Source organism: Kribbella pratensis, assembly GCF_004366075.1.
GTDB classification, from domain to species: Bacteria; Actinomycetota; Actinomycetes; order Propionibacteriales; family Kribbellaceae; genus Kribbella; species Kribbella pratensis.
On record NZ_SODU01000003.1, the window covers coordinates 545,276 to 564,266 of the forward strand.

General features: G+C 68.1%; 19 protein-coding genes. 5 read left to right on the top strand and 14 right to left on the bottom strand.

The genetic code is table 11. The features are described from left to right. Positions 1 to 33 precede the first annotated feature (33 nt). Positions 34 to 546 (top strand): hypothetical protein, encoded by a 513-nt coding sequence (locus tag EV137_RS26720; protein WP_238175570.1) that lies wholly within the window; start codon positions 34 to 36, stop codon positions 544 to 546. On the opposite strand, the gene EV137_RS26725 is transcribed toward EV137_RS26720, so the two are convergent. The 3 genes from EV137_RS26725 to EV137_RS26735 form a co-directional block, all read right to left on the bottom strand. Further along, on the bottom strand, positions 543 to 1,958 hold the full coding sequence (locus tag EV137_RS26725) for a M28 family metallopeptidase (RefSeq protein WP_134131235.1): 1,416 nt from the start codon (positions 1,956 to 1,958) through the stop codon (positions 543 to 545). The two genes, EV137_RS26720 and EV137_RS26725, sit on opposite strands and share 4 nt — an antisense overlap. Before the next feature lie 84 nt (positions 1,959 to 2,042). After that, complete coding sequence (locus tag EV137_RS26730; protein WP_238175571.1) at positions 2,043 to 4,127, bottom strand: M4 family metallopeptidase; 2,085 nt, start codon at positions 4,125 to 4,127, stop codon at positions 2,043 to 2,045. A gap of 225 nt (positions 4,128 to 4,352) precedes the next feature. Further along, positions 4,353 to 6,335 carry a thioredoxin domain-containing protein gene (locus tag EV137_RS26735; protein ID WP_134131236.1) on the bottom strand — a complete coding sequence of 661 codons (1,983 nt, stop codon included), beginning with the start codon at positions 6,333 to 6,335 and terminating at the stop codon, positions 4,353 to 4,355. Between the two features lie 58 nt (positions 6,336 to 6,393). On the opposite strand from EV137_RS26735, the gene EV137_RS26740 reads away from it, so the two are divergent. Continuing rightward, a complete protein-coding gene (locus tag EV137_RS26740; RefSeq protein ID WP_134131237.1) occupies positions 6,394 to 6,921 on the top strand; it encodes a nitroreductase family protein in 528 nt (175 codons plus the stop codon). On the opposite strand, the gene EV137_RS26745 is transcribed toward EV137_RS26740, so the two are convergent. The 5 genes from EV137_RS26745 to mca form a co-directional block, all read right to left on the bottom strand. Then, positions 6,918 to 7,796 carry a nucleotidyl transferase AbiEii/AbiGii toxin family protein gene (locus tag EV137_RS26745; protein WP_134131238.1) on the bottom strand — a complete coding sequence of 293 codons (879 nt, stop codon included), beginning with the start codon at positions 7,794 to 7,796 and terminating at the stop codon, positions 6,918 to 6,920. The genes EV137_RS26740 and EV137_RS26745 overlap by 4 nt on opposite strands. Further along, positions 7,793 to 8,350 (bottom strand): type IV toxin-antitoxin system AbiEi family antitoxin domain-containing protein, encoded by a 558-nt coding sequence (locus tag EV137_RS26750; RefSeq protein WP_134131239.1) that lies wholly within the window; start codon positions 8,348 to 8,350, stop codon positions 7,793 to 7,795. Before EV137_RS26750 ends, EV137_RS26745 begins: the two co-directional genes overlap by 4 nt. A 77-nt stretch (positions 8,351 to 8,427) precedes the next feature. Continuing rightward, positions 8,428 to 9,423 carry a CopD family protein gene (locus EV137_RS26755; RefSeq protein WP_238175572.1) on the bottom strand — a complete coding sequence of 332 codons (996 nt, stop codon included), beginning with the start codon at positions 9,421 to 9,423 and terminating at the stop codon, positions 8,428 to 8,430. A 168-nt stretch (positions 9,424 to 9,591) separates the two neighbouring features. Further along, complete coding sequence (locus EV137_RS26760) at positions 9,592 to 9,894, bottom strand: hypothetical protein (protein ID WP_134006634.1); 303 nt, start codon at positions 9,892 to 9,894, stop codon at positions 9,592 to 9,594. Between the two features lie 31 nt (positions 9,895 to 9,925). Continuing rightward, positions 9,926 to 10,789 (bottom strand): mycothiol conjugate amidase Mca, encoded by an 864-nt coding sequence (gene mca / locus EV137_RS26765; protein WP_134006632.1) that lies wholly within the window; start codon positions 10,787 to 10,789, stop codon positions 9,926 to 9,928. A 59-nt stretch (positions 10,790 to 10,848) separates the two neighbouring features. Here mca and EV137_RS26770 point away from each other — a divergent pair, with 59 nt between their 5' ends. Then, a complete protein-coding gene (locus EV137_RS26770) occupies positions 10,849 to 11,277 on the top strand; it encodes a DUF4307 domain-containing protein (RefSeq protein ID WP_238175573.1) in 429 nt (142 codons plus the stop codon). Here the strand turns inward: EV137_RS26770 and EV137_RS26775 are convergent. Then, on the bottom strand, positions 11,274 to 12,593 hold the full coding sequence (locus EV137_RS26775; RefSeq protein ID WP_238175574.1) for a hypothetical protein: 1,320 nt from the start codon (positions 12,591 to 12,593) through the stop codon (positions 11,274 to 11,276). The two genes, EV137_RS26770 and EV137_RS26775, sit on opposite strands and share 4 nt — an antisense overlap. A gap of 270 nt (positions 12,594 to 12,863) precedes the next feature. Here EV137_RS26775 and greA point away from each other — a divergent pair, with 270 nt between their 5' ends. Next, on the top strand, positions 12,864 to 13,376 hold the full coding sequence (gene greA, locus EV137_RS26780) for a transcription elongation factor GreA (protein WP_130384156.1): 513 nt from the start codon (positions 12,864 to 12,866) through the stop codon (positions 13,374 to 13,376). 54 nt (positions 13,377 to 13,430) lie between these two features. Here the strand turns inward: greA and EV137_RS26785 are convergent, their stop codons facing one another. The 4 genes from EV137_RS26785 to EV137_RS26800 are packed head-to-tail and all read right to left on the bottom strand — an operon-like array spanning position 13,431 to position 16,320. Then, positions 13,431 to 13,865 carry a VOC family protein gene (locus EV137_RS26785; RefSeq protein ID WP_134131241.1) on the bottom strand — a complete coding sequence of 145 codons (435 nt, stop codon included), beginning with the start codon at positions 13,863 to 13,865 and terminating at the stop codon, positions 13,431 to 13,433. Beyond that, complete coding sequence (locus EV137_RS26790) at positions 13,862 to 14,476, bottom strand: TetR/AcrR family transcriptional regulator (RefSeq protein ID WP_238175575.1); 615 nt, start codon at positions 14,474 to 14,476, stop codon at positions 13,862 to 13,864. Before EV137_RS26790 ends, EV137_RS26785 begins: the two co-directional genes overlap by 4 nt. 33 nt (positions 14,477 to 14,509) lie before the next feature. Next, on the bottom strand, positions 14,510 to 15,346 hold the full coding sequence (locus EV137_RS26795) for an ABC transporter permease (protein ID WP_134131242.1): 837 nt from the start codon (positions 15,344 to 15,346) through the stop codon (positions 14,510 to 14,512). Next, positions 15,343 to 16,320 (bottom strand): ATP-binding cassette domain-containing protein, encoded by a 978-nt coding sequence (locus EV137_RS26800; protein WP_134131243.1) that lies wholly within the window; start codon positions 16,318 to 16,320, stop codon positions 15,343 to 15,345. The genes EV137_RS26795 and EV137_RS26800 overlap by 4 nt, the downstream gene beginning before the upstream one ends. Positions 16,321 to 16,469: 149 nt before the next feature. Between EV137_RS26800 and EV137_RS26805 the strand changes: the two genes are divergently transcribed. Further along, entirely contained in the window at positions 16,470 to 17,702 is a 1,233-nt protein-coding gene (locus EV137_RS26805; RefSeq protein WP_134131244.1) for an MFS transporter, read from the top strand. A 140-nt stretch (positions 17,703 to 17,842) separates the two neighbouring features. Here EV137_RS26805 and EV137_RS26810 read toward each other — a convergent pair whose 3' ends face one another. Continuing rightward, positions 17,843 to 18,976, bottom strand: coding sequence for a PT domain-containing protein (locus tag EV137_RS26810; RefSeq protein ID WP_134131245.1), 1,134 nt, complete (start codon positions 18,974 to 18,976; stop codon positions 17,843 to 17,845). Positions 18,977 to 18,991: the final 15 nt, after the last annotated feature.

Here is an 18,991-nt window from a genome sequence, read left to right on the forward strand (position 1 = left end):
AACGAACGGCACCCCTGCGTGTATCCATGATGCGTGAGGAACCTGAGCAGATACGCAGCAGCAACCGTCATCGCAGGCTTCGTGCTGACCGGATGCGGAAGCGAATCCGGCACCGGAAGCCCAAGCACACCGTCGACCAGTGCGCCGACCCTGCCGACGGCGTCGGTGACGCAGTCGACGCCGGTGGGCACCGGTCTGCCGCTCACCGTGTCGAGGACCGGTGGGTTCGCGGGCTTCGACGACCAGGTGCAGATCGGCACCGACGGTGTCGCGACCGTGAGCAAGAGCGGCAAGGGAACCATCCGGTGCAAGCTCGACCCGAGCCTGCTGACGACCATCACCACGGCCGCGCAGCAGGTCGACTGGGCGAGCCTGACGGCGACCAAGCCGGCCACGAAGCACCCCGACGACATGATCGTCGCGGTGAGTGCGAACGGCCGGACGGCGCGCATCGAGGACCCGAAGGTGAAGCCGCTGGCGGCCCCGGTGACCCAACTGCTCACCGAGGCCGCCATCCCACCGGGCAAGCTCTGCAAGCAGATCTAACCCGCGGTCAGGGCTACGTCGTCGATCACGAAGCTGGTCTGCAGGGAGGAATCCTCCTGGCCGACGAACTTCACAGTGACCGTCTTTCCCTTGTACTGCGTGACATCCAGCGTTTTCTGCACGTACGACGTGCTCTTGTTCAGGTTCGAGTACGTCGCCAGCGTGGTCGTGGTCGACCCGTCGACGATCTGCACCTTGACCGTGTCGTACACCGTGGAGCCCGTGGTCTCCGCGGTGTCGATCCGGATCCACAACGACAACGACGCCGCTGTCGCCGTACCAGGGATCGCGACCGACTGCCCGAGGTTCTCGGTGCTGCTCCGGCCGTTCCCCTGCAGCCACGCCTTGTACGAGCCGGTGTGCGCCGGGCGTGAGGTGCTGTTCGTGATCACGCCGGTGTTCCCGGTCCAGTTCGCAGTACCAGACTCGAAGTCTGGATTTTGCAGGAGGTTGTCGCCGGTCGGGGGCGGTCCGCCGGCGTAGTCCTTCTGCGCGTACATCCAGATCATGTGGCCGATGGCATCGATCTGGCGGTCCAGCGAGGTCAGGTCCAGGTTGTTGATGGTGTCGCAGGACCGGTGGTAGCACGGGTCGAACGCGCTCCCCGCCGTACCTCCCCACCTCGTCGCCTGGGCGGACGTCTTGGTGCCCTCGGCACCGGAGAACGTACCGGCCGTTGGGATCCCCAACGAACGGAACGCCGCGTGGTCCGAGCGGCCCTGGACGTCGATGAACTCGGTCTGCACGCTCTTGCCGGTGAAGTACGCCACCAGGTCGTCACGGGCGCCGTTGCCGGCCGGGTTGTCGTCGTACACGAAGTACCCCGGGTTCGGCGACGCGATCATGTCGAAGTTCAGGTACAGCTCGACCTTGTCCCGCTCGGCGGCGGGCAGGTTGTTCACGTAGTACTTCGAGCCGAGCAGCCCGAGCTCCTCGGCCCCCCAGAATCCGAACCGCAAGCGATTCTTGGGGGTCTGACCACTGGCAGCGTAGGCGAGGGCGGTTTCGAGTACGCCGGCGCTACCAGAGCCGTTGTCGTTGATCCCCGGACCGGAACTGACGCTGTCCAGGTGCGAGCCGGCCATCACCACGTGGTTCGCGTCGCCGTGCGGCCATTCCGCGATCACGTTGTACGACGTACCCGCCGAGGTGCTGAACGACTGCAGGGTCGTGGTGTACCCGGCCGCGTCCAGCTTGGCCTTCACGTAGTCGGCCGAGGCCTTGTACCCGGCCCGGCCGGTGTACCGGTCACCACCGTTGCTGGTGGCGATGGACTGCAACTTGTCCAGATGGGCCTTCGTGTTGGTGACTGAGATATCGGGTGAATCGGCCGCTTCCGCACTGTTGCCAGTAGCAAACAATGCGCCCGCGGCGAGCACTACGCCGAGCCCTGGGACGAGGGACTTGCGCATGGTGGATCTCCTTCAGGCAAAGGAATCCGGGGCGCGCGGGCCTGGGCGGGAGGCCGCGCACGCCCCGGACGATTCACCGTGAGCTCAGCTCGCGGTCAGAGAGGTGTCGTCGATGACGAAGCTGGTCTGCAGGGAGGAGTCCTCCTGGCCGACGAACTTCACCGTGACGGTCTTCCCCTTGTACGCCGTGACGTTCAGGGTCTTCTGGACGTACGACGTGTTCTTGTTCAGGTTCGAGTACGTCGCCAGCGTGGTCGTGGTCGACCCGTCGACGATCTGCACCTTCGCCGTGTCGTACACCGTCGAGGCAGTCGTCTCGGCGGTGTCGATCCGGATCCAGAACGACAGGGTGGCGCTGGTCGCCGAGGCCGGGATCGCGACCGACTGGCCGACGTTCTCGGTGGTGGCGCGACCGTTGCCCTGCAGCCACAGCTTCCAGGTGCCGGTCCGCGCCGGGCGATCGGCGTTGTTGGTGATCGGGCCCGAGGTGCCGGTCCAGTTCACCGCACCGGACTCGAAGCCCGGGTTCAGCAGCAGGTTGTCACCCGTCGGCGGCTGCGGGTCGGTGCCACCGCCACAGGCGGCCGCGCCGGCCGGGACCGAGATGCCGCTGAACGCGGCCTCGATGCCCTTGCACTGCGCCGAGTCCGCGCCGTACAGCTCCTTCGCGGAGTTGATCGCACCCTCACGGGCGTCCTTGTACGTGCTGCCCGAGCTCAGCTTGGTGCTCAGCGTGCGGTACCAGACCTTCGCGGCCACGTCGCGGCCGACGCCGGTGATGGTGGCGCCGTTGCAGGCGGTGCTGCTGTGCGTCACGCCGCCGATGACCTTGCTCCCGGTGCCTTCCGACGCCAGGTAGAACCAGTGGTTCAGCGGGCCGGACGAGTAGTGCGGGTCCAGGCCGCCGGTGCTGGTCGACCAGCAGTCCACGCTGCGGCCGTCCTTCGAGGGCTTGTCCATGTAGCGCAGCGGCGTGCCGTTGCCGTTGATGTTGATCTTCTCGCCGATCAGGTAGTCACCCGGGTCGGACGAGTTGTTGGCGGAGAACTCCACCGCAGTACCGAAGATGTCGGAGGTCGCCTCGTTGAGGCCGCCCGCGTCACCGGAGTAGTCCAGGTTCGCGGTCGCCTCGGTGACACCGTGGCTCATCTCGTGACCGGCCACGTCGATCGACGTCAGCGGATGCGTGTTGCTGCTGCCGTCGCCGTACGTCATCTGGGTGCCGTCCCAGAACGCGTTCACGTAGGCGTTGCCGTAGTGCGTGCGCGAGCGGGCGCCCTGGCCGTTGTTGAAGATGCCGTTGCGGCCGTGGACGTTCTTGTAGTAGTCCCAGGTCAGCTGGGCTCCGTAGTGCGCGTCCACACCGGCGGTCTGGCGGTTCGACGCGGCGCCGGTCCCCCAGGTGTCGTCGGCGTCGGTGAACGTCGTGCCGTTACCGGAGGTCGAGCCGTTCAGGTCCGTGGTGTAGTTGCCGCCGCGGTTCGGGTCGGTCATCGTGTAGCTGCCCGACGTACCGATGCTGACAGTGCCGGAGTACATCGAGTTGCCGGTACCGGTCTTGACCTCGTCGTCCTGCGCGAGCACCGCACCGGACTTGGCGTCGACGAACGAGTGCAGCACCGACGGGGTCTGGTCGGGCTTCACACCGGTGGTCACCACCTCGTACGCGAGAACGGGCTTGGCCGGCGTCACAAAGACCACCAACTCGCCCTTGTTGCCGGTCGCCTTGAACTTGGCCGCCTGCGCGCCCTTGGTGAGCGCCGCCGACTGGGACAGGGTCGGCTTGGTGCCGACGGCAACCACCTTCGCGCCGCGGTTGTACGTGACCTGCCCGATCGTTTCGCCCTTGCGCTTGACGATCAGGTCACCTCCGACGACCTTGAGGCCGTTGAAGGTACGGTCGTAGCGGACGTACTCCGTACCGTCCGGGTCCTTGACCACGTCGCGGACCTTGAGCTGCTCTCCGGTGCCGAGACCGAGAGCGGCGGCCGTCTGCGCGGTCAGCGCCTGCTCGGCCTGGACGGCGGCCGGCTGGTTGAAGCCGGATGCCGGGAGCGGAGCCGTCCGGTCGGCGGCACCCGCGTTCGAAGCGGTGAGCCCCGTCATACCAGCGGCAAGACCCGCTGCCGCGACGACGGCCACCGCCCCTGCTGATGTCAGTCGTTTCAAGACAACATCTCCTCACGGTGTGGTCGCTGTTTGGGCGCAGCGACCGAATTCAGTTGGGGACGCGCCGGATGCTGACGCAACAGTGCCACTGCCTCATTTGTGACACTTCGTGTCGATGCATGCGAGTTCTGTTACATCCAGCTGAGGATCGACTGTCGCCGTCCGCTCGCCGCGCGTCAAGGGATCCGGCCGAAAGCGCAGGGAAAACCCGCACCCGGCGCGGCCTCAGTCCGTGGGGTGCAACTCCCGGCGAAGGTGTTCCGGCAACGTCACGGGTAGCCGGCAGGTGAATTTCTGACACACATAGGCCGCGGGCAGCCCGCCTATGAGCTCCCGTCCCGCCATCAGCGGTACGGCGGAACCGGGCACGCCGGACGCGATCGGCGTACCCCAAGGCGCGTCAGTAAAAGCAACTCGCAGCAAATCCCCCGCGCCGGTCTGAGTGGCGGGGCCGGTGACGATCGCGATCTCCAGGGGGCCGGTGGCAATGGTTTCGGCGACCGCGAGGGCACGGCCGGCGAAGCGGGGCGCGCGGTGGGCGATGGCGGACGACGCCTGCAGCGCCTTTTTGGCCGCGGTCTCATACCGGTCTGATCCCGTCAGGCTCGCGAGCGTGGCGAAGGCCTCGGCGGCGAGGCTCACCCCCGACGGGGTCGCGTTGTCCGTCGCGTCCTGCGGCCGCCACACCAGCTGCTCGGCGTCCGCGGCCGTGTCGAAGTAGGAGCCATCAGCAACAAACTGCTCCAGAACCCTGTCCAGCAAGGCCTCCGCGACCTGGTACCACTCGACGTCACCGGTTGCACCCAGCAACGTCAAGCATCCTTGGGCGACCGCCGCATAGTCCTCGAGTACGCCGTCCGCACTCCCCCGCACACCGTCCCGCGACGTCCGGTACAACCGCGCGCCATCCAGATGCAGGTCCCGGACCAAGCGGGCGGCTGCCTCCGCGGCCTCGACGTACGGCGGCTTCTCGAGCACGATCCCGGCGCGAGTGAGTGCCGTGATCGCCAGACCGTTCCACGCGGCCACCACCTTGTCGTCGCGCCCGGGGTAGGTACGATTGCTCCGCGCCTGCTTGAGCGTTTCGCGGACCCGGCTCCATCGGTGCAAGTCATCCGGGTCCTGCCGAAGCTGGAGGACCGACGTACCGTGCTCGAAGGTTCCGGTCACGTCGCAGAGGTCGATGAGCCAGTCGGCGTCGTCCCCGACGGCTTCACGGAGTTGCTCCGGCGTCCAGGCGTAGTACTTGCCTTCCTCTCCGTCGGTGTCGGCGTCGAGGGCGGAGGCGAACCCACCTTCCGGTGTCCGGAGCTCGGCGAGCAGGAAGTCGGCGGTCTCCTCGGCGATGCGCTTCGCGAGGGGGTCGCCGCTGATCGTCCACCAGTGCGTGTAGACGTCCAGGAGCAGCGCGTTGTCGTACAGCATCTTCTCGAAGTGCGGGACGATCCACTGGCCGTCGACGGAGTACCGCGCGAAACCGCCGGCGAGCTGGTCGTACATCCCGCCTCGGGCCATCCGGTCGCAAGTATGGGCGACCATCGCGAGCGCGTCCTGGTCGCCGGTACGGCGGTGATGGCGGAGCAGGAAGTCGAGCACCATCGACGGTGGGAACTTCGGAGCTCGCCCGAACCCGGCGTCGACCGGATCGAAATCGACCTTGAGCAGCTGGACCGCCTGCGCCAGGTCGAACGCCTCCTGGCCCGCGGGTTGCTGCGCGCCGAGCTGCTCGACGACCCGCTTCCCGATCCCGTCGAGCTGCTCACGCCGGTTCTCCCAGGCGTCGGTGATTGCCTCCAGCACCTGCCGGAACGACGCCATCCCGCCGCGGGCGTCCTTCGGGAAGTACGTCCCGCAGAAGAACGGCTCCCCCGCCGGCGTCAGGAACACCGACATCGGCCAGCCGCCCTGCCCGGTCATCGCGACTGTCGCCGCCATGTAGATGGCGTCGACGTCCGGCCGCTCCTCCCGGTCCACCTTCACGCTCACGAAATGCTCAGCCAGGTACGCCGCCGTCTCGGCGTCCTCGAACGACTCGTGCGCCATCACATGACACCAGTGACAAGCGGAGTACCCCACTGACAGGAAGAGCGGCACGTCCCGCTCCCGGGCCTCGACGAACGCCCGCTCAGACCACTCCCGCCACGCCACCGGGTTGCCCGCGTGTTGTCGCAGGTACGGACTGGTCGACTGTCCGAGCTCGTTCGCCATGCCCCCACCGTATGCGTCCCGCGGAATGACCCCGCACGGGCGGCAGTTGAATGGGAACATGCCCGTCCATCCACTGCTCGCCAGCCGCTTCAGCCCCTTGCAGTTCGATCCCGGCTGGACGGTCACCGAGGAGGACGTCGAACTGCTCCTCGACGCGGCCCGCTGGGCACCGTCCGCGGGCAACTCGCAACCGTGGGCGTACTTCGTAGCCCGCCGCGACGAGCCTGACCACAAACGCGTCGTCCGGCACCTCGCCCGCAGTTCGGCCCGCTGGGCACCGAGCGCCTCGCTGCTGATCGTGACGATGGCCCATCGGTACGTCGAGGACACCGACTGGGCCTACTCCGACTTCGCGGACTACGACCTCGGGCAGTCGGTCGCGCACCTCACCCTGCAGGCCCACGCCATGGACCTCGCCTGCCGCCAGTTCCGCGCCTTCGACCTCGAAACCCTCACCACCGACCTGAACCCCAGCCCCGGCTGGGGCATCGTCTCGATGATCGCCGTAGGCCGCCCCGCCGAACCACCCCCACCAGCCCGCGACCGCCGCACCACCACCGACCTACAAACAGCCCCCTGGTCCTAGGCCGGGCCGAGCGGCCGGGCATCTGTCGCCTCGTGCACAAACACCGGATCGAGCACCGCGACAACCTTTGCCATTTGGTCGTCAAGGTCGGGTTCGCTGATCGCTTCGACGCGTTCTTTGCGTCGCCATGCTGCCCACTTGGCCTGCGCGACGGCGCCGTACCCCGCGACCACGGGCGCAACTGGGCCAAGTTCGACCTTGCGATAGCTGGCGACGGCGCTGACTGCCTCCAGGAGTTGCCGCTCGTCGATATCATGCTGACGGGCGAGCTGAACGATGTCGACGTAATCGCGCCAGCGCGTGCTGGTGATACCACGCTCCAGGATCGTGACGCCCTTCTCGGCGATCGTCGTCTCCGGCGCGTAGCCGAGGATCTCGATCTCGCCGCCGAGCAGACGGCGGACCTTTACGGACCGCGGAGGCGGAACGATCGGGTCTCCTGCCGAGATGTCCCAGGCGACCACGACTTTCTGCGGGCCGATGTAGCTGTCGACACGCATCCGCAGCCCCGGGTATTCGGCCTCGTCGCGAATCTCCTGGAAGCTGATCGTCCCGAGGTCGAACCGGAGCCCGTCCGCGACGTCGACCGCAGCGATGTCGCGTACCACCTGAGCGATTCGCTCTGCGGTCAGGTCGCCGCCGACCACCTCGGCGTCGACATCCTTGGTCGGCCGCCGTACGCCGTAGGTCGCCAGCAGGAAGCCTCCCTTCAGCACGAAGCCGTCCTTGTGCTCGGTACGCGTCAGCCGATCCAGGAACGAGTCCAGCGCATGCCGTGTCAGATACTCGGCCGTCGGTGTCGGCCGGCCCTCCTTGGCGCCATCCGAGCGCGCCTTGTTCTGGATCTGCCGGAACACCGCCTCACCTTCGGTCATGCGAGGAGCTCCAGTGCTTGCAGGATTGGGCCTTTGGCCCGGGGAAGACGGGCAGCGATCACCATGAGTTGGGCCGGTTTGCCGCCTCGGCGAAGCCACTCCCGCAGCGCCTCGCGGCCGAGTTCGTGTCCGACATCGCCGCGCAGGCGGAAGGCGTCCACGATGCATCGCTCGGGAGAGTAGAGCCCGATCTGAAGCTCAGCGCCGGGAATCGGGACCTGCGTTCGGCCGAGATCGAAGGTCTCCTTGGCGAACAGATGCCAACTGATGGCAGCCTGCGTCGCTGGGACACGGGCACCTCGCGGGATCGCGACGTCGAGCGTCTCGGGAATCGTGTCGGTGAGGTCGTGGATCGCGAGCGCGGAGGTGAGGCAGATCGTCGCATCTGCGCGGCGGGCTGCTGCCTCGATCCAGTCCCAATCGGCGGCCGGGGCATCCGCCGGACGGTAGATGCCGCGAGCGATCCGGTCATACTCTCCCGCGCGAACCGCGCGGTAGAGAGCGCTCTTGGACAGGCCGGCGTCAGGCGCACCTTTGGGTCGCAGCGCCTCCATGACTCACATCCGATCCGATTCGTCTACAGATAACTCTACCTGTATACGCTTTCTTCCGTCGGATATCCAGCGGGACGTCAGGCGGTCTGGGAGAGGGCTACTGAGAGGCCGAGGGTCAGGGCCATGACGAGGAGTTCTACGCCTACGACGCGCCAGAAGGGGCGGCTCGAGTCGAGTAGGTCGGTGTCGGAGCGGCTGCGGTGGACGGCGGCGAGGATGACGAGGAGCAGGAAGGCGGCCACCTTCACCAGCAGCAGAACGCCGTACGCGTCCTCGGTGGCGGCGTCGATGATCGAGTCCCAGCCGCCACCCATCGCGGCCAGGCGGCTCGCTGCGCTGAGCAGGCCGCTGACCAGGACGGCGATCGCCGAGATGAGTGCGACCTGGCCGTACCGTTCCAGCACGATCGGCAGCCCGGTCCGGCTCGCCCGCCCGTAGCGGACAAGGCCCGCGAGCCCGCCGACCCAGGTCGTGGCCGCGATCACGTGGATCACCAGGGCCGCTCCGGCAAGTACGACGTACGCCTCGTTCCTCGGGTACGCCGTGACCGCGGTCGGGACCAGTGCGGCGATGGCGACGAGTACGCCGAGCCCTGCCGCCGAGGAGGTCTGCACCCGGCGGATGCCGATCGCCAGTGCGACGACGAGGATCCCGGTGATCAGCAGCGCCTTCACCTCGGGTACGCCGAGTGCGTCGTCGAGCCGTAGCCGCAGCAGCAGCACCGGGGTGTTGAGTATGAGCGCCGCCGTCACGACCGCGCCCGCGAACGCGCACACCGCCCAGATGATCGCCGAGTTGCTCGCGTCCCGGACCGCCCGCCGGCCCTGCACTCCGAGCGGTCCGCCCTCGATCCGCAGCAGCACGACCGCCGCGAGCAGCGCGCCCGCGCAGCCGACCGTGGCCAGCGTGGAGATCAACCGGAACAGCGGCAGCAGCCAGGACACGAAGGCACCCGGCCCGCCGATCCCACCGACGTCATGCGGCTCGCTGTCGGCGGCGTACAGCGCCACTACCAGCGCCGCCGAGGCGATGAGGACAGCACCGACCCCACCCGCTACCAGGCGTCCGGGCATGCGGTGCCTGGCCGCGCGGGTCGCGGTCACCGGAGGGACAGGTCGTGGGCACCATTCAGCACGCGGCTCACTATAGGGTCAGCCGAAGGTGGGCAGCCCAGTCCGACACCATCTCGTGACCAGGGTGTTTCCGAGTTCCCGGGAATCAGTTACAGCACCGACATGGACTCAGTGCTCTAAGTGTTCCTTGTGTTCCTTGGCGTCACTCGGAGTCTGGCTCGGGGCCGAAGTCTTCGGCTCCGCATCGCCAGCCGGGGACTGCGAGTCGGCCGGACTCGCTGGGCCGGCGGACGGTGCTGGGTCGTCCGCACCAGCGTGGTCCACGTCGATCCGCTTCAACTGCTTGCCCATGTTGCGCCACAGCAGCACCGTGGCGGCACCGAGAGCGAGCACGATGAGCAGCGCGACCCATCCCGGCTTCACGACGTTGGGGTCGATCTCGGCCGTCTGAAGGGAGATCATCGCTGTCACGCCACCATTCTCTCATTGTCCGCAGCCCCCGTCAGCGCAGCCCCGCGAACAGATCGTTCTCGGGCAGCTCGGACTCGACCAGACTCCGCGCCAGCTCGTAGTCCTCGGTCGGCCAGACCGCCTGATGCACCTCCAGCGGTACGGCGAACCACGCACCGTCCGGGTCGATCTGCGTGGCGTGCGCGAGCAGCGCCCTGTCCCGCACCTCGAAGTACTGCGCGCACTCGACCCGCGTGGTGATGCGGCGCTCGTTCTCCGGGTCAGGCTTCCAGTCCTTCAGGCGCTCGGCGTACGGCGACTCCAGGCCGCGCGCCAGCATCCCGTCGTGCAGCGCCTTCATCCGCTCGTAGTGGAACGTGTGGTGGTAGTACAGCTTGAGCGGCTGCCACGGCTCGCCGAGCTCCGGGTAGGCATCCTTGTCCCCCGCAGCCTCGAACGCGGCGACGGTGATCGTGTGGCACATGACGTGGTCCGGGTGCGGGTAGCCGCCGTTCTCGTCGTACGTCGTGACGACCTGCGGGCGGAACTCGCGGATCAGTTTCACCAGCGGGGCGGCGGCGTCCTCGACCTTCTGCGCCGCGAAGCAGCCCTCCGGGAGCGGTGGCAGCGGATCGCCCTCCGGGAAACCGGAGTCCACCCAACCCAGCCACTCCTGCCGGATCCCGAGGATCTCGCGCGCCGCGTCCATCTCCTTGCGGCGGATCTCGGTGATGTTCGCCAGCACCTCCGGGCGGTCCATCTTCGGATTCAGGATCGATCCGCGTTCCCCACCGGTACAGGTGGCGACCATCACTTCCACGCCTTCAGCGACGTACCGGGCGGTCGAAGCGGCGCCCTTGCTCGACTCGTCGTCCGGGTGGGCGTGCACATGCAACAACCGAAGATCTCCACTCACAAGACACAATGGTCCTCCAACGCCCGCGAAAACCCACGACCGACCCCCTGGACACGCTTGTGACCGAGTCTTCTGCCGCCACTCCGGCCTCCGACCTGAACGCCCGCTACGGCCGCGGCGGGCGGTCCCGGCGGCCGCTGCTGATCGGCGCCGTGGGAGTGGTCGTCCTGGCCGGACTGACCTGGCTGATCTGGGTGGCCTGGGTGCAGTCGAACCCGCCGGTGACCTCGCAACTGCAGGGATTCGAGATCGTCTCGCCGACCAGCGCGAAGGCGACGCTGAAGGTGGACCGCAGCAAGTCGGTGGAGGCGAACTGCCGCCTGCAGGCGAAGTCCGCGGACTTCTCGATCGTCGGCGAGGTGACGGTCACAGTCCAGGCAGACGCACCCCGTCACCAGGTCCTCCCGGTAACCCTGACAACGCAACGGTCGGCAACCTCGGTCGTCCTCGTCGGCTGTACGACGGCAGACCAGCACCGCCCGCGCTAGGCCGGGCCGTCGTACTTCTTGAGCGCCGCAACCAGAGCCGTCTCGCTCACCTTCAGATGCTTGCGCAGTACCTGCTCCCGAACGGCGGGCGCATCCGGTCCGCGCGCGAGATCGGCGTACAGCGAGTTCACGGCCGCCTGCCCATAGGTCGTCACCAGGTACTCGACGATGATCCAGCTGACGCCGTAGCTGTCCTCGTCGTAGTCGCCGTGGAAGACGCCGTCGATCGGGAGCACCACCAGCGCCGGGATCTTCTCGCGCAGCAACTCACGGCGCTCGTCGGCGAGCTCCCGCTGGTACCCGCTCTGCGCGGCGAGCCGGTACTCGACGTACCTGGCGAATCCTTCGACCAACCAGATCGGCGCACGACCGCCCAGCGGCCCCATCGCCGCATGAGTGAACTCGTGCGCGAGCAGCAGCCGTCCGGCCTGGGTGCGCTGGTCGGGGTTGATCACCACCCGGCTCCCGGTGACCTTGAACTCGCTCGCCTCCGGATTCGCCGGAGCGTAGTTCTGCGCGGCGACAGCGGCCGCCGGATGCCCGCCGGTTCGCCACTCGGGATCCATCGAACGGCTGTCGGCCATCGCGATCACCGCGATCCCTGCCTGGGCACGCCGGGTGACGGAGCGCACCATCGGGATCGCCGACTGCGACTCTCGCGCAAGTCGTTCACCGTTGCGTCGTTCGCCCGCCGGGACGATGACGAGTACGCCGGGCCGGCGAGCCACCTCGATCGCGCCGAGGTCCCAGGGTTCGCGGTACGCCTTGAGGTCCGTCTCGGCCGCGAGATCGTCGTCGTCGACCAGCAGCCAGTGACCGTCACGCTCGGCAAACGTGTAGCCGAGCGCGGTGGCGCGCGGAGTCGAGTCGATGCCTGCGATCTGCACCAGCATCAGAACGCGGACCGCGCGTGCACTCGGTCCATGCTGCGCTTGCACTTCCGGGGCCCAATTGGCATCTACCTGATAGCTCAGCCGGGAGAGGCCGAGCTTGCGCAGGTTGGCGAACACCTGCTGGTCGCGTTGCCGGAGCTTCCGGTTCGCCGGGTCGACGTACTGAAGGTACTGCGCCAGGTGCCCGGACAGCACGGCCGAGGCCCGAGTCTTCAGGATGGCGCCGGCACCGGCCAGTATCCGCTCCTCGACCGACGGTCCGGCCGACGTCTGCGTGGGAGTGGCCACTGATGGACTGGGTGGGTCCCCCCGACCGGCGACCGCCCAGGTCGCCGCAGCCGCTGCGATCGCGAGTACGACGGCGCCCGCGATCCACAGCCGCATGCGCCGGCCGCGGGTCGCGCGCTCGCCATCCGTTGTCACGTCCACCACATCCCCCCAAACCCCCGTCGGTCTCCGGGAGCGTAGGAAAGTCCAGGTCAGCGGTCAATCGAGGGCTTGATGGCAACCGATTGCCGGGAATCTGCTCAGAGCGGACGAAAAGCCGTGCAGCAAGCGTTTTCCAAGCGCTTGTGACCGGTGAGAGCCCCTGCGTGATCGGCGGTCTCTTGCTACGCTCGTTTGATTGGTCGCCGTCGACGACGGCGGCCAGCAGTATTTTCCTGCCCATCCCACCGACACAAGGAGCAGCCCGTGACGCAGAAGATCGACGAGGACAGCGTTGTCTGGCTGACGCAGGACGGTTACGACCAGCTGAAGTCCGAGCTCGAGCACCTCAAGGGCCCTGCCCGTGCCGAGATCACGCAGCGGATCAGCGAGGCCAGGGACGAGGGCGATCTCAAGGAGAACGGCGGCTACCACGCCGCCAAGGACGAGCAGGGCAAGATCGAGGCGCGGATCCGGCAGTTGGAGGACATGCTCCGCCGGGCCCGGGTCGGCGAGACCCCGAAGGCCGGCGGCAAGATCGAGCCCGGCATGAAGGTGTCCATCAAGTTCGCCGGTGACGACGACGTCGAGACGTTCCTGCTCGGCTCCCGCGAGCTGCTCGCCCTGGACGCGTCGGTCGACATCGACGTCTACTCGCCGCAGTCTCCCCTGGGCGCCGCGATCCTCGGCAAGAAGAAGGGCGACAAGGCCAAGTACGAGGCCCCGAACGGCAAGGACGTGACCGTCGAGATCGTCGCCGCGGAACCCTTCACCGGCTGACCCACCAAGCTTCCGAAGCGCCCCGGTGGACAGCCACCGGGGCGCTTCGTCGCTTCAGTGCGCGGCGGGAGCGAAGAGCTCGAGCTGGATGTTGTCCTGGTCGCGGAACACCAGGACCGACGCGTACGGCTCGTCGGCGATCGGCGACTGGGTGAGCGGCTTGTCGGCGGTGCCGGCACGGATCACGCCGTGCGCCTCCAGATGGTCCTGCCACTGTTCGAGGTCGGCACGCGAGCCGACCGCGAAGCCGGCATGGTCGAGCCCGGTGACGGTCTCGTCGGACAAGGCACCGTCGTTGGTCTCGTGGCGGTGCAGCGCGATCATCAGCTGATGGTCCGCGTCGGCGAGGATCCGTCCGACACCGCCGGGATGCGGTACGTCGATCACCGGGTGGACCCCGAAGACCTCGCCGTACCACTGGACGCTCGACTCCAGGTCGGTCACGGTCAGGGCCAGATGGTGAAGCTTGAGCTGGGTGACTGCGGTCATGATTCCCCCTTGCTGTGCGTGGATCCCCTGCCCGCGTACTGGGCGAGGAACATCCGGGTCACGTCCTCGACGAGCCGGGTCCACCGGTCGCCGTCCGGGTCGTTGGAGATCTGCTGGCCGACCAGGCCGACGGTGATGGCGGTCCAGATGTCGAGGTGCCGTGGATCGCGCACGCCGTTGCGTGCGAGGAGCTCACGCGTCACCGCCAGGGCGCTGACCGCGAGCTCGTACGACTCGGGCGACGGCGTGAAGCCGGGCACCGAGTGCTGGAAGAGCAGCTGGTACCGCGGGACGTCGGACACGCAGAACGTGACGAACGCCCGGGCTTCGGTCAGCAGGTCCTCTTGTGGGTCGTCCGTCGCCGGCAGTGACGCCTTCAGCTCGACGAACGACTGTGCGGCCTGCGCGAACATCGCGTCCAGGATGGCGTTCTTGGATTCGAAGTACGCGTACAGGGTCGGCGTGGTGATGCCCGCCCGGCGAGCCAGCTCGCGTAAGGACAGGGCGGCCAACCCGTCCTCGCGCACCAACTCCCACGCGGCGGTGAGCACGTTCGCCCGCGCACTCTCCCGTCGCGCCTCACGCCAGTTGCCAGCCGGCTTCTTTAACACAGTTCGAATTATTTGCACGCCGTATAAGCCTTGTCAATGCCCAGTGGCACTCCGGTATTTGCGGACCGCGAGCGGCGCGAACACGACGATGATCGCCACGCACCAGATCAGCGACAGCCAGACCGGATGCTGGGCCGGGAAGCCGTCCGGGCTGGCGAACGGGGACGGGTTGCCGAACAGGTGCCTGCAGGCCGCGACGATCGACGAGATCGGGTTCCACTCGGCGACCGGTTGCAGCGCGCTCGGCAACTGCGGGGTCGGCACGAACGCGTTCGAGAGGAACGTCAGCGGGAACAACCAGATCAGTCCCGCCGACGAGGCCACCTCGGGTCCGCCCACGGACAATCCGATCAGCGCGCCGACCCACAGCATCGCGAACGCGAACAGCAGCAGGATCGCGAACGCCGCGAGCGCCTGGCCGAATCCGTTGTGCCAGCGCCAGCCGACGATGAAGCCGCAGAGCACCATGATCAGCATGACGAACGCGTTGAACACCAGGTCTCCGACCACCCGGCCGGCGATCACCCCGGACCTTGCCATCGGCAACGACCGGAACCGGTCGATGAGGCCCTTGGACATGTCGTCGGCCAGCCCCACGCTCGCCGACGCGACCGCGAACGCCATCGTCTGCGCGAAGATCCCGGACATCAGGAACTCCCGGTACGCGCGCGGCCCGGGGAAGCCCGGGATCGGGATCGCGTTCCCGAACACGTACGCGAACAGCAGCACGAACATGATCGGCTGGATGGTCGCGTAGATCAGCATGTCCGGCGTCCGCGGGATCCGTTTCAGGCTCCGCCACGCGAGCACCCCAGCGTCCGACAACGCCCGGCCGATCGGGTTCACCCGGGCCGGCAGCTCCGCACTCACAGCGACTCCTTCTGTTCGGCCTCGTGCCCGGTCAGGGTGAGGAAGACGTCGTCCAGCGTCGGGCGCCGCAGCCCGATGTCGGCGATCCGGATGTCCGCGGCGTCGAGCGTCCGGATCACGTCGACCAGCGCACTCGAGCCGCCGGGCGCCGGCACGGTGATCCGCCGGGTGTGCTCCTCGAGCGTCGTCGACTCCGGATCCGCGATCCTGAGCGCGCCGGTCAGCAGCTCCAGCGCCCGCACGGTGTCGCCCGGATCGTGGACGACGACCTCGATCCGCTCGCCGCCGACCTTCGCCTTGAGCTCGTCCGCCGTACCGCGAGCGATCACCGAGCCGTGATCGACGACCGCGATGCTGTCGGCCAGCTCGTCGGCCTCTTCCAGGTACTGCGTGGTGAGCAGGATCGTGACGCCCTCGCGGACCCGGTCGCGGATGATCTGCCACAGGTCGAGCCGCGAGCGCGGGTCGAGACCCGTGGTCGGCTCGTCGAGGAACAGCACCTTCGGGTGCGCGATCAGCGACCCGGCGAGGTCCAGCCTGCGCCGCATGCCACCGGAGTACGTCTTCAGGATCCGGTCCGCCGCCTCGGTCAGGTCGAACGTCGCGAGCAGTTCCTCCGCCCGCTGCTTGGCCTGCTGACTGCTCAGCCGGTACAGCCGGCCGAACATCCACAGGTTCTCCCGGCCGGTGAGCAGCTCGTCGACCGCGGCGTACTGCCCCGACAGCCCGACCAGCGACCGGACCGTGTCCGCCTCGGTGACCACGTCGTGGCCGAGCACGCGGGCGGTGCCGGCGTCCGGCTTCATCAGTGTGGTGAGCACCCGGACCGTGGTGGTCTTGCCCGCCCCGTTCGGCCCGAGGAGGCCGAGGACGGTCCCTTCCGGTACGTCGAGATCGATGCCGTCGAGCGCCTTGACGGTGGTTTTCCTGCCCTTGAACGTCTTCACGAGGCCGGTCGCCTCGATTGCAGCCATCCGCACTTCCCCCTTCTGGATGTGACGCAGGCCACCCATCCTGCCCGAGAACGCCGACAATTTCACCCGCAAATTATATTGAGTCCATTGGACTCAACTTTCTTGATAGTTGAGTCGACATGACTCAACTCGGGGTTTACGGTCGCGGAATGGGCATCCTCCGTCACCCCGATTTCCGCCGGCTGTGGGCCGCCGACCTGCTCAGTCAGCTCGGGTCCCGCCTGAGCATGGGCGCGATCCCGCTGCTCGCCGTACTCACCCTCAACGCGTCGACGCTCCAGGTGTCGCTGCTCCGGACCTGCGAGACCGCCGCCTGGCTCGTCCTCGGCCTGTTCGCAGGCGCCTGGGCCGACCGGATCCGCTGCCGCCCGGTCCTCGTGTACGCCGACCTGCTCCGGGCGCTCCTCTTCGCGTCGATCCCGATCGCCTGGTGGTTCGACGTACTCACCCTGACGCAGGTGTACGCCGTACTCGTGCCGGCCGGGATCCTCACGGTCCTGTTCGACGTCGCGCACACGTCGTACCTGCCGAGGGTCCTCGAGCGGGACCGTCTCCTGCCGGGCAACGCCAAACTGGCCGCGAACCAATCGATCGCCGCGGTCATCGGCGCCGGCGCGAGCGGACTGCTCGTCCAATGGCTCGGCGCGGCGCTGACGATCGGCCTGGACGCACTCAGCTTCCTGTGGTCAGCGCTCTGGCTCCGCTCGATCCGGACGCCCGAGGCTGAACCGGTGCGGCCCGAGCTGCCCAATCTGCGCCGCGAGATCGGCGAGGGCATGCGCTACGTCTTCCGGCATCCGGTGCTCCGGCCGCTCGCCCTCAACACGATGACGACCATGCTCTTCCAGGCCGCGGCCGGCGCGATCATGGTCGTCTACCTGGTGCGCGGCGTCCATCTGCAGCCGGCCACCATCGGCGTACTCGGCATGATCGGCCTCCTCGGCGCGATCGTCGCCTCCGCGGTCACCGAGAAGCTCAGCAGCCGGTACGGCGATGCGCGCACGCTGCTGCTCTCGTCGACGGGTATCGGCGTCGCGTTCACCGTGCAGGCGCTGACCGCACCGGGCTGGATGGTGAGCTGGTTCGTCGTCGGCACACTGCTGGCCGGCTTCTGCATCATCGTCAGCTACATCCTGCAGGTCAGCACCCAGCAACGCCTCTGCCCGCCGGAGCTGCAGGGCCGGATGAGCGCCACCATGAGCTTCGTCAGCTGGGGAGCCGCCCCGGTCGGCAGCCTGTTGGGCGGCGCGCTGGGTACGGCGTTCGGCCTGCACACCACCTTGTGGATAGCAGGCCTAGGCACCTTGGCCGGAAACGCCTTCCTCTACCTCTCCCCCATCCGCACGCTGCACACGATCCCCGCCGAGGAGGTTGCCCACTGACCTGGAGGGTTGCCCACCGAGCTAGAGGGTTGCCCACCGAGCTGGAGGCTTGCCCACCGAGCTGGAGGCTTGCCCACCGAGCTGGAGGGTTGCCCACTGCGATTTTCAGTGGGCAACCCTTCAGGTGCGCGGGCAAGCGGTCAGTCCGAGGTGATCTGGGCGGTGCCTACGAGGACCTCTACGTCGAGGGCGGCACGGCCGCGGCCGATTTCCACGTCCTTGGACTGGCCGGAGACGGCGCCGCTCCAGGTGACGCGGCCGAGCTGGGACTCGGTGTGGACATGGACGTCGGAGCCGCGGCGGAGCGAGACCTGCGCCGTACCGGACTCGACGCGGACGCGGGAGCGGCCCTTGGTGATCTGCGCGTCGAGGCTGGCCGAACCGGCCTGCACGAGTACGTCGATCGGCCCGTCGACGTCGGCGACCTTCGCCGTACCGGCGGTGACGCGGACCCGGGTCAGGCCGGGCAGCCGCTCGGCGTTCACGCTGCCGCCGGTGACCTCGACCTCGACCTGGAGGTTCGGGTTGACGCGGATCGACAGCTCCCTGGCGAGGCCGTTGACGTGAGCCTTCAGGTCGGTCGGGTTGCGCAGCATGCTGAACCCATCGATCGAGACGCCCATGTCGCCTTCACTGCTGATCGCGAGGGTGTCGCCGTCCCGCTTGATCACGTGCGGGCCGTCGACCGCGACACCGTTCACGGCAGGCTCACCGATCAGCCGGACCCGCCGCCCGATCGCGCGCACGGTCACCCGCTGCACCCCGGACGGGATCGGCACGTTGCTGTGCTCCTCCTCGACCGGCTCCGCAGCGTCGCCGACCACGTCATCGACCACGTCATCGACCACGTCATCGACCACACTGTCCCGCACCACCGACGGCTCGCCGGCAGCGCCGGCCACCGGCTCAGCAGTCGGCTCAGCGGTCGGCTCAGCGGTCGGCTCAGCGGTCGGCTCCCCGGTCGGCTCCCCGGTCGGCTCAGCAGTAGGTGAGTCGACGGCGTCCGCCCAGACGGTCGTGGACGGGACGTCGTCGCCGGACGGCCACGGCCAGGGCGGCTTGCCTTCGGACCCTGCGCCCGCGTCATCGGCAACCGGCTCCTGCGCGCCCGGCCCGTCAGTGGCCGTGTCAGCAGCAGTGCCGGCGGCGTCCGCGGCCGCGGTCGGCTTGAGGGCCGCGATCAGGGTGGTGGCTTCCTCGGTCGAGAGGTGCCCCTTGGCGACCCGGTCGAGGATGTCCTTGACCCGCCGGTCGTAGTCGCTCTGGTTGCTCATGCCCCCAGTCCAGCA